Consider the following 13,738-nt stretch of genomic DNA (forward strand, 5'->3'; position numbering starts at 1 on the left):
GCCTCCGGCGCGTCCCGGACGACGGCCACGCCCTCCAGCGTCGACCAGCGGGCCCGGTCCACCTGGCAGACCGCCACCCGCATCCCGGCCTCGCCGGCCGCCAGCACATTGCGCACCTTGCGGCTGGTCCGGCTGCTGATCACCCGCGCGACGCCGGTCTCCGGCTGGTACGTCACCCCCACCGGCACCACGTGCGGCGAGCCGTCCGGGCGGGCGGTGGTGAGGGTGGCGATGTGGCGCTCGCGCCAGAAGGCGAGGAAGGCGTCGTCGAGGTCGCGCGGATCATGGGCCATGGCCGCGATCGTACGACGTCCGCCCCGGTACGGGGGCACCGGGGCGGACGGGCGCCGGTACGCGGGCACCGGGGCGGACGGGCGCCGGTACGCGGGCACCGGGCGGACGGGCGATCCGTCCGCCCGGGCCGCGGCGGGCCGGGGCGGGCCGCGGACGAGCGGCGCGGCTCAGTGGCCGCGGGCGATCCAGTCCGGCAGGGACGGGGCCTCGTCCCCGATCGTGGTCGGGTCGCCGTGCCCGGTGCGGACCACCGTCCCGGGCGGGAGCGTCAGCAGGCGGTCGCGGATCGAATCGATGATGGTCGGGAAGTGCGAGAACGACCGGCCGGTGGCACCCGGACCCCCCTGGAAGAGCGTGTCGCCGGTGAAGACCGTGCCGAGGTCCGGCGCGTAGAGGCAGACCGCGCCGGGCGCGTGGCCGGGAGTGTGGAGCACGGTCAGCGCGGTACCCGCGACCTCGATCCGCTGCCCGTCGGCGAGCTCGCCGTCCGGAAGCCGGTCGGGGTGGGTGAGCTTCCACAACGGGAGGTCGTCGGGGTGCAGCAGGATCGGCGCGCCGGTGCGCCCGGCGAGCTCCGGTGCGGCGTCGACGTGGTCGTTGTGCGCATGGGTGGAGACGATCGCCAGCAGCCGGCGGCCGCCGAGCGCCGCCTCGATGGCGTCGGCGTCGTGGGCGGCGTCGATCACCACGGCCTCGGCGTCGTCACCGACGATCCAGACGTTGTTCTCCACCTCCCAGCTGCCGCCGTCGAGTTCGAAGGTGCCGGCGGTGACCAGCCGGTCGATCCGGGCCGCGCCGGCGGCCGCTGCGTCCTGGGCCGCGCCGCTCACAGGACCACCACCGAGCGGAGCACGTCGCCCTCGTGCATGCGCGCGAACGCCTGCTCGACGCCGTCGAGCGGGATGGTCTCGGTCACGAAGGCGCCGAGGTCCAGGCGGCCCTGGAGGTAGAGGTCGATCAGCATCGGGAAGTCCCGCGAGGGCAGGCAGTCGCCGTACCAGGAGGACTTGAGCGCGCCGCCGCGGCCGAACACGTCGAGGAGCGGCAGCTCCAGCTTCATCTCCGGGGTCGGCACGCCGACCAGGACGACGGTGCCGGCGAGGTCGCGGGCGTAGAACGCCTGGGTGTAGGTCTCCGGGCGGCCGACCGCGTCGACCACGACGTCCGCGCCGTTGCCGTCGGTCAGCGCACGGATCGCCTCGACCGGGTCCGTGGTGCGGGAGTTGACGGTGTGGGTGGCGCCCAGCCGCTGCGCGCCGGCGAGCTTGCGGTCGTCGATGTCCACCGCGATGATCTTCGCCGCGCCCGCCAGCCGGGAGCCGAGCACGGCCGCCCCGCCGACCCCGCCGCAGCCGATCACGGCGACCGAGTCGCCCCGGCCGACGCCGCCGGTGTTGATCGCGGCACCGAGGCCCGCCATCACCCCGCAGCCCAGCAGGCCTGCGACGGCCGGCTCGGCCGCCGGGTCGACCTTGGTGCACTGGCCGGCCGCGACCAGGGTCTTCTCGGCGAAGGCGCCGATGCCCAGGGCCGGGGAGAGCTCGGTGCCGTCCAGCAGGGTCATCTTCTGCCCGGCGTTGTGGGTGGCGAAGCAGTACTGCGGGCGCCCGCGCTTGCAGGCGCGGCACTGGCCGCAGACCGCACGCCAGTTGAGGATGACGAAGTCGCCGGGCCCGACCTCGGTCACGCCCTCGCCGACCGACTCCACGATGCCCGCGGCCTCGTGGCCGAGCAGGAACGGGAACTCGTCGTTGATGCCGCCCTCACGGTAGTGGAGGTCGGTGTGGCAGACGCCGCAGGCCTGGATCCGGACCACCGCCTCGCCCGGCCCGGGGTCGGGCACGACGATCGTCGTCACCTCCACGGGCGCGCCCTTGGCACGCGCGATGACTGCCTTGACCTGCTGGGCCATCAGATTCCACCTCCGTCGGCCGGGGCGGCTCTGCACCCGGCGTGACCTGCGTCGACCTGTGCCGACGTGTGTCGGCCGGCGTCGAACGAGCTGCCCACGAAGCGTATCGTCCGAGCCCGGCCGGGACCGGCGAACGGCCGGGGCGATCCGGATCGCCACCGCTTCGCCCTCGGTCCTGCCCCGTTCGGTCGCCGTTCCACCTCCGAGCCCGCCGCCGTTCCGTCGCCGTTCAACCTCCGGCGCCGCCACCGGCCGGTCCCCGGCTCGGCAGGGGCGCGAAGGCCGAACCGAGCGCCCGTCATCCTCCCCCGGTCCTCCGGCGTTGGCTGGATTCGTTGCTGACTGTGGCGCGGCGCCCACGTACGGTCGTACCGAACCCGACCCGTCCGACCCACGCGCCCCGTCCGCTCGCCCCGCCCGTCACCGGGCTCGCCCCCTGGTCGACCCCGTCCGACGCGTGCCCGCGTGCCTCCCCGGACCCAACCCGTCCGAGCCGTCCCCGCGCACCTCCCCGGATCCACCCCCCGCCGGGCCGCCCCGCGTGGCCCACCGCCCTGGAGTCTGGAGTACGGATGTCCGCCGAGAACAGTGCCACCGCCCCGACCGCCGCGGACGCCGCGGCGCCGCTGCCCCCGCTGCACTGCCTGCGCCTCCTCGCACCCGGCCCGCCGCGGCTCGGCAAGCTGCCCACCGGCACCCCGGTCTGGCTGGTCAGCCGGCACGCCGACGTCCGCCAGGTGCTCACCGACCCGCGGATGGGCCGCGCCGCGCTGTACGCGCCGGACGCGCCCGCGGTCTCGCTCGTCCCCAACATCCTGGACGACCCGGAGGCCATGCTGAACCTCGACGGCACCGACCACCAGCGGCTGCGCCGGACCGTGCAGCGGGCCTTCACCCCGCGCGCGATCGAGCGCTGGCGGCCCTGGGTGGCTTCGGTGGTCGAGCACCTGCTGGACGAGCTCATCGACCAGGGCTCGCCCGTCGACCTCGTCGCCGCCTACACCCGGCCCCTGCCGGTGGCCGTGATCAGCAAGCTGATGGGACTGGACGGCCTCGACGGCAAGCGCCTCGCGCACTGGAGCGACCACGCACTCTCCACCACCGCCCACTCCGCCGAGGCGGTCGCGGCAGCGCTCGCCGACTTCGCCGCCTTCGGCGCCGAGCTGATCGCGCAGCGCCGGGCCTCCCCCGGCGACGACCTGGTGAGCGGGCTGCTCGCGGCCGCCGAAGAGAGCGGCGACATCAGCGAGAGGCAACTGGTCTCGCTGGTGATCGGTCTGGTGGTGGCCGGGCACGAGACCACCATGACCACCCTCGGCAACGCCCTCGTCTACCTCCTCGGCGACGGCCGGGACGCCTGGCAGCGGCTCGCCTCGGACGAGCAGAGCGCGACCGCGGCCACCGAGCAGTTGCTGCGCGCCGTCCCGCTGGGGGACGGCCAACACCTGCCGGGCCTGCTCCGGCGGGCCGTCACGGACGTCGAGATCGGCGGCGTGGCGATACCGGCCGGGAGCGTGGTCGCCGCCGACACCAGCGCGGCCAACCACGACCCGGGGCTCTTCACCGGCGACCTGACGACCGAGCTCTTCGCCCCGCTCGCCGCCCCGCTGCTCACCTTCGGCGCCGGACCGCACCACTGCCTCGGGGCCTGGCTCGCCCGGATGGAGCTGGAGCTCGCCCTGCACCGGCTGGCCCGCCGGCTGCCCGCGCTGCGGCTGACCGAGCCGGTGGAGTCCCTCGACTGGCGGCGCGGTCTGCTGACCCGCAGCCCGCAGAGCCTGCCGGCCGCCTGGTGACGGCGGACCCGACCGGGCCGGCCGGAGGGCCCGGGGCAGCGATCGGGCCAGGGGCACCCGGGCGCGCGGCGGAGCCGCCGACGGCGGCCGAACGGGTGGTGGTCCGGGTCGACCGTGACCGCTGCATCGGCTCGGGCATGTGTGCGCTCACCGCGCCGGGCTCCCTGGAGCTCGGCGCCGACGGCCTGGCCCGCCCGCTCCGACAGGCCGCCCCGGCCGGTGGAGGGGACTCCACCGGGGGCGAGAACACCGCCGGTGGCGGGCCCGGCCCCGGCGAGCCGCTGACGGAACGTCTGGCCGAGGCCGTCGACTACTGCCCGGTCGAGGCGCTGGCCCTGTACGCGGCCGGTGACGGCCGCCGGATCGCCCCGTCCCCGTAACGGCCCCACCAGCACGCCGGCTCGCCGGCTCGCCGGAGCGCCCCTCGCTCGGACACGGTGTCGTGGCCCGCCCCGGCTGGGGGGGCGGGCCCACGACGCCGACGACACGCCCGGCCGATCAGGCGGCGCCGGCGCCGTCGGCCGCGGCCCAGGCCAGCGCCGCACGGATCTCGCTCTCCGGGTCGCCCTCGTGGTACGGCCGCTCGCTGTCCTCGATGTGGTCCAGGAACTCCTGGTACCGCACCGCGTAGGCGAAGTGGGACAGCGGCTCGATCAGGTGCAGCGCGCGCTCCGGGTCCGAGCCCGGAGCGTGCGTGCGCCACGCCTCGGCCCAGACCGCGGCCAGCTGCGCCCACCGCTCCCCGTCGACGTACTGGCGCGGGCGCAGCCCGTCCATGGCCGGGTGGCCGAGGCAGGAGTCGGCGTAGTCGACGACCACCGCGCTGGCGCCGTCGGAGCGCCAGTTGCCGGGGTGGAAGTCGCCGTGCACCAGCGTCTCCGGCAGCCCGCAGGCGGCCAGCTCCTCGACCAGCCCGGGCAGCCGCGCGGCGAGCGTCCGGGCCGCTGCGAGCTCGTCGGCCGTCAGGTCGCAACCGGACGCGGCGCCGAGGCGGTCGAGCAGCGCGTCCACCTGGGCGAGCAGGGCGCGCGGGGTACGGTCGCGCAGCCCCGCCGCGACGGCCCGGCCGTCGGCGGCGAGGGCCGCCTGGGCGGCCACCAGCCGGGGCACGACGGCGGTGACCTCCTCGGCGGACGGGCCCCACAGGTCCTCCCCGGGCACGTGGTCCAGCAACAGCATGCCGTGCTCCGGGGCGGCGCCGATGACCGGCGGGACCAGCGTCGGGTCGGCGCTGCCCAACAGGGCGATCACCTCGCCCTCGCGGGCGTTGAACGCCGGGTTGATCACCTTCAGCCAGGCGTCGGTACCGCTCGCGGTGCGGTAGCGGAAGAGGCCCGAGAGGTTCCACGTCCGGATCTGCTCCGCGGGCGCGACCGCCGGACGGCCCGCCCGGTCCAGCGACCGCTCGGCCCACTCGAGCGCCGCGCGCAGGCCGGGCAGCGTGGCCCAGCCAGCCCGCCGCTCGGCAGGGCCGAGCAACGCGGCGACCTCCGGCGTCGCCTGACGCGGCACCAGGCCGGTCGGCCGCTCCAGCGCCTCGACGTGGTAGACCACGTGGCCGCCGTGGCCGGCGCCGTCACCCGGCGCGTCCGCGAGCCGGAGCACCACCGCGGGCACCCCCAGCTCCGCGGCCACCCGCTCGACCACCGGCGCGGCGGAGGACCAGAAGCCCCCGTCCACCTCGAACGGGCCGACCGGCCCGAAGTACTCGCCCCTGTGGGTGAGGTGGATGCTGACCGTCCGGTTCTCCGCTCGCTGCATCCGCGCAGGATCTCGCACCGTCCCACGGCACGCGACCGATTATTCGGCGAGCTGCGCCACCGATCGTCACCGACCCACCTCTCCCCGTGCCGGCCGCCCCGCCCACCAGCGGGGCGGCCGGACGCGTGCTCGGCACCGCCCGACGGCGCCCGTCCACTCTGACCAGCGCGAACACCGGACTCTCCGCCCCGACCCACCGGCCCGGGACCGGTGACCGGGTGAGAGGATCGCGCGGACGGATCCCTACGAGGAGGCACGGTGGACGACCGCCCGAAGCATGACCACTCCGGCTGGGAGGAGGTCGTGCTCGCCGCCCGGGAGCGTGCCCGCTCTCGCCAGTCCCGGATGATCGAGCGCTACGGGCTGTCGGGTGACGTGCAGTACGACTGGTCGCTGGACGACGCCCGGATCACCTGGTCGCGCGGCGGGGCGGTATTCCTCGCCGGTCGGCTCACGATGATCGGCAGCGTCAGCCTCTCCCGGCGGACGTGGCTCTGGTCCTGGGCGAACGACTCCCTGCCGCGGGCGGCCCTGGGCGACATCGAGAAGGTGCGCCGGTTCGGCGAGGTGAACGGCTACCCCGTCCTGCCGTGGCCGCGCTTCGACCACCATCCGGAGCTCGTGGCCGAGGCACGGATGGTCGCGGCCGCGGTGCTCGACGCCGAGGGCCTCTGGGCGGAGTCCCTGGACGACGTGCAACTCCACTTCCTGGTCCATGATCTGACGCTGGCTGCCGAGCACCGGTGACGTGCAGCCGGCGCCCGGCCCGTTCGCGCGGCCGGCGGGCCGGTCGCGGAGTTCCTGCAGGGGGCCGACAACCTCTCGGGTGTACGGGAACATCAACGGCTTCACCAACTACCAGCTGGGCGTGGACTACCGCGACATGGAGAACCAGTGGAGCAGGCTCTCCCAGGCCGCACACGCCCGGCGGCAGGGCCGGTCCGCGTCGGTGCGGCTGACAGGCAACAACGTCACGAGCTTCGACCGGCTGCGGCGCGTCGTCGGTTTCGTGGAGCTCCACGGCTCCCAGGCACTGCTGGAGCTCCTCCGCACGGGTGAGCGCGGGGCCGTAGCCTCGGCCGTGGGCCGCGGCGCCGGCCCCGCTTCCGCCGGTCAGCCGGCGATCACCACCGCCGCGCCCGACACCCGGACACGGCGGTCCTCCTCGCGGAGCTCAACCCGGAGCACGCCCGGCCGGCCGAGGTCCTCGCCCTGGTGCAGGGTCAGGACCGCCGGCGCGGCGACGGCCGCGAGCTCGCGCAGGTACGCGCCGAAGGCGGCGGCCGCGGCGCCGGTGGCCGGGTCCTCGACGACGCCGCCGACCGGGAACGGGTCACGGACGTGGAAGACGTGCTCGCTCTCGCGCCAGACGAGCTGCAGCGTGAGGAGGTCCCGGGCCGTCATGAAGGCGGCGAGGCCGTCGAAGTCGTAGTCCAGGCGGGCCAGCCGGTCGCGGGTGGCGGCTGCCAGTACGAGGTGGCGGGCACCGGCGAAGGCGACCCGGGGCGGCAGCGAGGCGTCCAGCTCGTCCGCCGACCAGCCGAGCAGGGCGAGCACCTCCGCGACGTCCGCCTCACCGATCTCCTCCACGTGGGGCTCCACGCTGGTGAGGGTGGCGCGCAGCACGCCGTCGGCGTCCTTCTCCACCTCGATCGGCACCTCGCCGGCCCGGGTGACGAAGACGTACGCGCCGGGTCCGTGCCGCTCGGCGAGCGCCACGGCCGAGGCCACGGTGGCGTGGCCGCAGAACGGCACCTCCGCCAACGGGCTGAAGTACCGCACGGTGTAGGCGCCTTCGGCCGCGCCGGGGACCAGGAAGGCCGACTCGGAATAGCCGAGCTCGGCGGCGATGGCGAGCATCCGCTCGTCGGAGAGACCGGAGGCGTCGAGCACCACTCCGGCCGGGTTGCCCCCGGTCGGCTCCGTGGCGAAGGCGGTGTAGCGCAGGACCTCGGGACCGGCGGCGGAGGTGGGCGCGGAAACGGCATCACTGGTCATGCCCGGTCGAACGCATCCCCCCGTCTCGCTGTTCCCGGCTGCACCCGCTCGCACCGGGCGATTCCCGGGGCGCGCCGCCGCTGCCCGGGCCGGTCGGAGCGGCGCGGGCGGCGGACGCGGGCGGCGGACGCGGGCGACGGGCGCGGACGGCGGGCCCGGGCGGCGCGGTTCAGCGCAGCACGGCCTCCAGGAGGTCGGTGCCGAGCCGGGCGCTGCCGGCCAGGTCCAGCTGGTACAGCATGTACCGCCCGCGACGGTGGGTGGTGAGCAGTCCGGCCTTGCGCAGCACGGCCAGGTGCCGCGACACCTCCGGCGCAGTGAGGTCCCAGGCCGCCGCCAGCTCGGTCGTGGTGTGCGGCCCGCGGGCCATGGTGCGGGCCAGGCGCAGCCGGACGGGGTGGGCCAGCGCCTCCAGGCGCTGCTGCATCACGGCCAGCGAGATCGGTTCCGGCACCCCGGGCTGCGCGAGCGGGTACTGCACCACCGGGCGCCACCCGGGCGCGGACACCACCAGCAGGTGCGGGCGGCCGAACGCGGTCGGGACGAACGTCACTCCGCCGGCGGCAGCGGCGCTGGTGGTGTTGTCCTGCAGCTTGTCGACGACGATCCGGCGCCGGCCGCCCGGGTCCGCCTCCAGCGCTATCGAGGGCGACACCGCCGCCAGGGCCTCCCCGGCGCCGTGCCGCACCAGCAGGTCGGTCTTGTGCCGGGCGTCGGCCGCGAGGTCCGGCAGGACGCGCTGCCAGGCGTCCGCGAAGAACGCCTCCTGACACTCCTCCAGCATCCGCCGGACCATCGACCGGACGGCCGGCGGGTCGTCGAACAGCCGGTCGGCGAAGGCGGCCTGCCGGGGGCCGCGCGCGAGCGCCAGCTCCCGGGCCCGCTCCTGCGCCGCCGGGTCGGTGAGCGGCGAGTCGAACCGGTGCGAGAGCCGCGACGCGCCGCAGCTCATGATGACCGCGGCCCGCACGTACAGCTCGTCGTCGATCCGGTCGACCGCGTCCAGCTCCTCGGCCAGGGTGGCGCCGGGCACGCCGGGGACGAGGAAGTCGGCGCGCGACGAGCGCCAGAGGAAGTCGGCTTCGGCGAGGCGCTCGGAGAGTTCGGGCGCGATCGCCGCGGCGGTGCTCACCGCCCAGCCGTGCAGGGCGGGGTGGTGCGCGGGCTCGCCGAGGACGTGCAGCATCGCGCTCAGCTCGGCAAGCGGCGAGGGGGTGAAGTGGATGCGTTCGTCCGGCAGGGCGGCGAGGTCGATGGTCAGGCTCACGGAGCCGATCCTGCCAGCCCGCGCGAACGGCGTCTGCGTCGATTGACGCGACTCGTCAATCGACGTGCCCGGAGCCGGTGGACGGGCGGACGGTACGGGGCATGCACCCGACCACCGAAGCACCCGCCGCCGCCCCGGCGCTCGCCGAGCCCGCGAGCACCCCGGGGCCCGCCCCGCACCTCGCCGAGCCGATGACGGGACCCTCCGAACCGACCGGACCCGCCGAACCGACCGGGCCGGCGTGGCCGACCGGGCCCGCGTGGCCGACCGAACCGAATCCGCCGACCGAACCGACCGAACCGACCCCGCCAACCGCACCCACCGCACCCATCCGACCGACCGGGCCTGCCGAACCGCCCGGGCCGGCCCGGCGCGGTGCCGCCGACCGCCGGCGCCCCGCCGCCGTGCTCGGGATGCTCACAGCTGCGGGCGGGCGCCGCTACGCCGCCGCGCTGCTGGTCGACGCGCTCGGGGCCGGCCTGCTCCGACCGTTCCTCCTGCTCTACGGCATCGGAGTGCTGCACCTCGGTGCCGGCGCAGCCGGGCTGGCGCTGTCCGCCGGCATGCTGGCCGGCCTGCTGGTCCTGCCGCTGACCGGCCGTTGGATCGACCGCGGCGCGCGCAGCCTGCCGGCGGCGGCCACCCTGCTGGTCCGGGCGGCCGGGTCGGCCGCGCTCCTCGGCGCCGACGGGCCGGTCGGCTTCACGGCCGCCGCCGTGCTGCTCGGCATCGGCAGCCAGTCCTGGCCGGCCACCCACGCGGCGGTGGTCAGCACCCTCACCACCGGCCGCACCCGGGACGCCGCCCTGGCGGCCGGCCGGACGCTGCGCAACGCCGGCCTGGGCGCGGGCGCGCTGCTCGCCACGCTCGCGGTGGCCGGCGGGACGGGCGCGGTCCGTGCCCTCGCCGCGCTGACGGCCGGCGCCTGCCTGGTGGCGGCGCTGCTGGTCCACTCCCTCCGCGTCACCGGACCCAGCGTCTCCGCTGCCCCGGCGACGGCCGGTCCCGAGCCAGCGGCCGGCTCGGGACCGGCCCCGGCCGACCCGGCGCTGCGCCGGATCACGCTGCTGAGCGTGGCCAACCTCCCCTACGCCTTCAGCTTCGACGTGCTGGAGGTGGCCCTGCCCGCCCTGCTCGTGCTCCACCTGCACGCCTCCGCGGCCTGGTCCTCGGGCGTGTTCGTGGGCAACACCGTACTGGTGATCACACTTCAGCTCGCCGTGGTGCTCCGCCTCGCCGAGCGCTCGCGCCGTGCCGTCCTGGCCGCCTCCGGCGTCGTCCTCGCCCTCTCCTACCTCGGCTTCTGGGCGGCCGGAGCCCTCGGCGGCACCGGCGGTGCGGCTGCCGTGGCGGCGGTCTCGGTGATCTTCACGCTCGGCGAGATCCTCTACAGCGGCGCCGGAACGGCCCTGGTCGCGGCCGCTGCCCCGCCCGGACTGCTCGGCCGGGCGCTCGCCCGCTGGGAGCTGGCGACCGGCCTCGGCAAGACGCTCGCACCGGCGGTGCTGACCGCGCTGCTGGCCGCCGGACCGGGTGTGCTCTGGCCCGCCCTCGCCGGGGCCACGCTGCTCGCGGCGGCCGCGGTGGCCCGGCTGGCCCCGGCAGCGTGAGGGCCGCCCCGCCCGCGCCCGCCGGCCGTGGCCGCCGCCCGTGCCCGCGCCGGCCGTGGCCCCCGCCCGCGCCCACCCGCCCCTCCACCCGCGCCCGCCCACGTCCCCGGACACACCGCCGGCCGCTCCCCTCCTCCGGCTCCGTCCGAGGTGCGGGAGGTCCGGCGGTCACCGATGCTGGCCGCGACGCGTGCCCGGTGTTCGGCGGCCGGGCCGGCCCGAGGAAGGACCGCGCATGAGCTCCCTCGACTTCGAGGTCATCGACACGCCCGACAGCTCGCTCAACAAGACGTCCGTGCTGGTGACGGGCCCCAACGACGCGCTGCTCGTGGACGCCGGGTTCACCCGCTCGGACGGGCGCCGGCTGGTCGAGCGGGTGCGGGCCAGCGGCAAGCGGCTGACCACCGTCTTCGTCAGCCACGGCGACCCCGACTTCTACTTCGGCGCGCAGGAGGTGCAGGACGCCTTCCCGCAGGCCCGGTTCCTGGCCACGGCGGCCACCGTGGGCCACATCCAGGAGACCTTCGACGCCAAGCTGAGGGCCTGGTCGCACCTCGGGCCCGAGCTGCCGACCCGGCTGGTGCGCCCCGAGCCGATGCACACCGACGAGATCGTCTTCGAGGGCCACCGGTTCGAGCTGCGCGGCGCCGACTTCCACCTCCCCGAGCGGCACTACCTCTGGCAGCACCACCACCACACGATCCTGGGCGGCGTCCTGCTCTTCGAGGGCCTGCACGTGTGGACCGCCGACACGCCGACGCCCGCCCAACGGGCCGCGTGGATCGACCTGCTGGACGGCATGGAGGCGCTGGAGCCCCAGTTCGTGGTCGCCGGGCACCGGACCGCCGGAGCGCCCACCGACTCCACCGCGATCAACCACACCCGCGACTACCTGCGGGCCTTCGAGACCGAGATCGGCCGGGCCCCGGACGCCGCGGCGGCCAGGGAGGCACTGGAACGGCGCTTCCCGGGGCTGGGCATGCCGCTGGCGGTCGACCTCGGGACGAAGGTCGCCAAGGGTGAGCTGACCTGGGGCTGAGCCGGCCCCTGCCCCGGGCCCCCGTCCCGGGCCGAACCCCCGCCACCGCGCGCTTCACCCGTTCGGGGGAGCCTGGCGCGGCGCGCCCCGCCTGCCCTCGACACTCCCCCCGCCCGGCGGCAGTCTGTCGGTGATTCCGGCCGGAGAACGAGGGGTTCAGCATGAGCACGGGGACAGCGGGAACGGCCGGCGGCAGTGGGGACGGGCGGCCGATCGTCATCGTCGGTGCCTCCCTCGGCGGCGCCAAGGCCGCCGAGGCGCTGCGCGAGGCAGGGTACGGGGGCGGCGTCGTCCTCATCGGCGACGAGCACGAGCGACCGTACGAGCGGCCGCCGCTCTCCAAGGGCTACCTGCTCGGCAAGACCCCGCGCGAGAAGATCTACGTCCACCCGCCGCAGTGGTACGCCGAGCACGACGTGACGCTGCGCCTCGGCACCGCCGTCGTCGCCGTCGACCCGGCCGCGCACACGGTACGACTCGCCGACGACGGCCGGATCGAGTACGCCAAGCTGCTCCTCACCACGGGCTCGGTGCCGCGCCGGCTGCCGGTGCCCGGCGCCGACCAGGAGGGCGTGCTCTACCTGCGCCGGGTCGAGGACAGCGACCGGATCAAGGCGGCGCTGCGGCCCGGTGCGCGGGTCGTGGTGATCGGGGCCGGCTGGATCGGGCTGGAGACCGCCGCGGCCGCCCGGACGGCGGGCGCCGAGGTCACCGTCCTGGAGGCGGCCGAGCTGCCGCTGCTCCGAGTCCTGGGCCGGGAGGTCGCCCAGGTCTTCGCCGACCTGCACCGCGACCACGGCGTGGAGCTGCGCTTCGACGTGCGGGTCGAGGAGCTCACCGGCGAGGGCGGCCGGGTGACCGGCGTCCGGTTGGCGGACGGCGCCGCGGTACCGGCGGACGTGGTGATCGTCGGCATCGGGATCGCGCCCGACACCGCACTCGCCGAGGCGGCCGGCCTGACGGTGGACAACGGGATCAAGACCGACGAGCACCTGCGGACCTCGGACCCGGACGTCTACGCGGCCGGCGACGCGGCCAACGCCTACCACCCGCTCTACGGCCGCCACCTGCGGGTCGAACACTGGGCGAACGCGCTCAACCAGCCGCAGACCGCCGCCCGCGCCATGCTCGGCGAGGACGCGGTCCACGACCGGGTGCCGTACTTCTTCACCGACCAGTACGACCTGGGAATGGAGTACACCGGCTACGTCGAGCCCGGCGGCTACGACCGGGTGGTGTTCCGCGGGGACCGGGCCACCCGCGAGTTCATCGCCTTCTGGCTGTCCGGCGGCCGGGTGCTGGCCGGGATGAACGTCAACGTCTGGGACGTGACCGACCCGATCCGCGAACTGATCGTCTCCAAGCGCGTAGTGGACGCCGACCGCCTGACGAACCCGAACATCCCCGTCGGCGAGGTCTGAGACCCGACCGAGCCCTGGCCGACGAGCAGCCAACCGACCCCCGCTGCGAGCCGCACGAACGGGACCGGCTCGGCGGCCAAGCTCCCTCCGGCGGGCGTACACACCTCAGCGAGGAGGGAGAAACGGCCGTCCCCAGGCCCAGCGAAGCTTCTCCATCGCTTCCCCGTCCGGCCGCCGGACTACGGGGTCCTCCAAGCCCTGGCCGCACGACCCGCACGGCCACTTGCCCCCCAGCGGCCGAACGGGCGTCTGACTGATGTTCACAAGTGCGAATCACGCAGGTCAGGGCCTATCCGATCCGCCCCGCATGACACCTGACGCCCGCTCATGACACGCCATTCGGGAGAGGCGCGTGAGCAGCGGTTCGCGATGGCAACCCTGGCTGTGACCTTCCTCACAACCTCACTGTGGCCCGCTCGCCCAGGTGAACACGGCCACAGCTTCTGATTCTCCTATCTGCCAGCTTCTGCTGATCGCCCAATTCAAGAGGTCCGCGAAAACGGTCGGTTCTTTGCTGGTCCGGCAGGACTCGAACCTGCGGCACGCCGCTTTGGAGACGGCTGCTCTTCCAACTGAGCTACGGACCAGTGCGTTGCCGAGGAATTGAACCTCGCTATCCCTTAGGGAGCAGGGGTTACAG

General features: G+C 75.5%; 12 protein-coding genes and 1 tRNA gene. 6 read left to right on the forward strand and 7 right to left on the reverse strand.

Going from position 1 to position 13,738, the window contains the following annotated elements; all coding sequences use genetic code 11:
• From MCM47_RS28855 to MCM47_RS28865, 3 genes are all read right to left on the reverse strand, one after another.
• Positions 1-293, reverse strand: a 293-nt coding sequence (locus MCM47_RS28855; RefSeq protein ID WP_238864618.1) for a pyridoxamine 5'-phosphate oxidase family protein, incomplete at its 3' end; no start/stop codon positions are given.
• Between the two features lie 168 nt (positions 294-461).
• Positions 462-1,124 (reverse strand): MBL fold metallo-hydrolase, encoded by a 663-nt coding sequence (locus MCM47_RS28860; protein WP_238864619.1) that lies wholly within the window; start codon positions 1,122-1,124, stop codon positions 462-464.
• Positions 1,121-2,206, reverse strand: coding sequence for an S-(hydroxymethyl)mycothiol dehydrogenase (locus MCM47_RS28865; RefSeq protein ID WP_238864620.1), 1,086 nt, complete (start codon positions 2,204-2,206; stop codon positions 1,121-1,123). The genes MCM47_RS28860 and MCM47_RS28865 overlap by 4 nt, the downstream gene beginning before the upstream one ends.
• A gap of 572 nt (positions 2,207-2,778) precedes the next feature.
• On the opposite strand from MCM47_RS28865, the gene MCM47_RS28870 reads away from it, so the two are divergent.
• Together MCM47_RS28870 and MCM47_RS42690 are read left to right on the forward strand one after the other, a co-directional pair.
• Positions 2,779-4,002, forward strand: a complete 1,224-nt coding sequence (locus MCM47_RS28870; protein WP_238864621.1) for a cytochrome P450 — start codon at positions 2,779-2,781, stop codon at positions 4,000-4,002.
• Between the two features lie 98 nt (positions 4,003-4,100).
• Positions 4,101-4,382 carry a ferredoxin gene (locus tag MCM47_RS42690; protein ID WP_308222507.1) on the forward strand — a complete coding sequence of 94 codons (282 nt, stop codon included), beginning with the start codon at positions 4,101-4,103 and terminating at the stop codon, positions 4,380-4,382.
• 118 nt (positions 4,383-4,500) lie between these two features.
• Here MCM47_RS42690 and MCM47_RS28880 read toward each other — a convergent pair whose 3' ends face one another.
• Complete coding sequence (locus MCM47_RS28880; protein ID WP_238864623.1) at positions 4,501-5,763, reverse strand: aminoglycoside phosphotransferase family protein; 1,263 nt, start codon at positions 5,761-5,763, stop codon at positions 4,501-4,503.
• A gap of 258 nt (positions 5,764-6,021) precedes the next feature.
• Between MCM47_RS28880 and MCM47_RS28885 the strand changes: the two genes are divergently transcribed.
• On the forward strand, positions 6,022-6,510 hold the full coding sequence (locus MCM47_RS28885; protein ID WP_238864624.1) for a DUF6882 domain-containing protein: 489 nt from the start codon (positions 6,022-6,024) through the stop codon (positions 6,508-6,510).
• 366 nt (positions 6,511-6,876) lie between these two features.
• Here the strand turns inward: MCM47_RS28885 and MCM47_RS28890 are convergent, their stop codons facing one another.
• Positions 6,877-7,761 (reverse strand): PhzF family phenazine biosynthesis protein, encoded by an 885-nt coding sequence (locus tag MCM47_RS28890; RefSeq protein WP_238864625.1) that lies wholly within the window; start codon positions 7,759-7,761, stop codon positions 6,877-6,879.
• A gap of 169 nt (positions 7,762-7,930) precedes the next feature.
• Positions 7,931-9,028: a DUF5937 family protein gene (locus MCM47_RS28895; protein ID WP_238864626.1), complete on the reverse strand. Its 1,098-nt coding sequence runs from the start codon at positions 9,026-9,028 to the stop codon at positions 7,931-7,933.
• Between the two features lie 413 nt (positions 9,029-9,441).
• Here MCM47_RS28895 and MCM47_RS28900 point away from each other — a divergent pair, with 413 nt between their 5' ends.
• The 3 genes from MCM47_RS28900 (at position 9,442) to MCM47_RS28910 (ending at position 13,098) form a co-directional block, all read left to right on the forward strand.
• On the forward strand, positions 9,442-10,638 hold the full coding sequence (locus tag MCM47_RS28900; RefSeq protein WP_238864760.1) for an MFS transporter: 1,197 nt from the start codon (positions 9,442-9,444) through the stop codon (positions 10,636-10,638).
• A gap of 235 nt (positions 10,639-10,873) precedes the next feature.
• A complete protein-coding gene (locus MCM47_RS28905; RefSeq protein WP_238864627.1) occupies positions 10,874-11,677 on the forward strand; it encodes an MBL fold metallo-hydrolase in 804 nt (267 codons plus the stop codon).
• Positions 11,678-11,838: 161 nt separating this feature from the next.
• Positions 11,839-13,098: an NAD(P)/FAD-dependent oxidoreductase gene (locus tag MCM47_RS28910; RefSeq protein ID WP_238864628.1), complete on the forward strand. Its 1,260-nt coding sequence runs from the start codon at positions 11,839-11,841 to the stop codon at positions 13,096-13,098.
• A gap of 514 nt (positions 13,099-13,612) precedes the next feature.
• Here the strand turns inward: MCM47_RS28910 and MCM47_RS28915 are convergent.
• Positions 13,613-13,685: transfer RNA gene (locus MCM47_RS28915), tRNA-Trp, on the reverse strand.
• Between the last annotated feature and the right edge of the window lie 53 nt (positions 13,686-13,738).

The organism is Kitasatospora sp. A2-31 (assembly GCF_022288725.1).
Lineage (GTDB): Bacteria > Actinomycetota > Actinomycetes > Streptomycetales > Streptomycetaceae > Kitasatospora.

Excerpts from the sequence above, each read along its gene's own strand:
- MCM47_RS28865 (WP_238864620.1), bottom strand. The coding sequence starts at position 2,206 with ATGGCCCAGCAGGTCAAGGCAGTCATCGCGCGTGCCAAGGGCGCGCCC.
- MCM47_RS28870 (WP_238864621.1), top strand. The coding sequence starts at position 2,779 with ATGTCCGCCGAGAACAGTGCCACCGCCCCGACCGCCGCGGACGCCGCG.
- MCM47_RS28880 (WP_238864623.1), bottom strand. The coding sequence starts at position 5,763 with ATGCAGCGAGCGGAGAACCGGACGGTCAGCATCCACCTCACCCACAGG.
- MCM47_RS28890 (WP_238864625.1), bottom strand. The coding sequence starts at position 7,761 with ATGACCAGTGATGCCGTTTCCGCGCCCACCTCCGCCGCCGGTCCCGAG.
- MCM47_RS28900 (WP_238864760.1), top strand. The coding sequence starts at position 9,442 with ATGCTCACAGCTGCGGGCGGGCGCCGCTACGCCGCCGCGCTGCTGGTC.
- MCM47_RS28905 (WP_238864627.1), top strand. The coding sequence starts at position 10,874 with ATGAGCTCCCTCGACTTCGAGGTCATCGACACGCCCGACAGCTCGCTC.
- MCM47_RS28910 (WP_238864628.1), top strand. The coding sequence starts at position 11,839 with ATGAGCACGGGGACAGCGGGAACGGCCGGCGGCAGTGGGGACGGGCGG.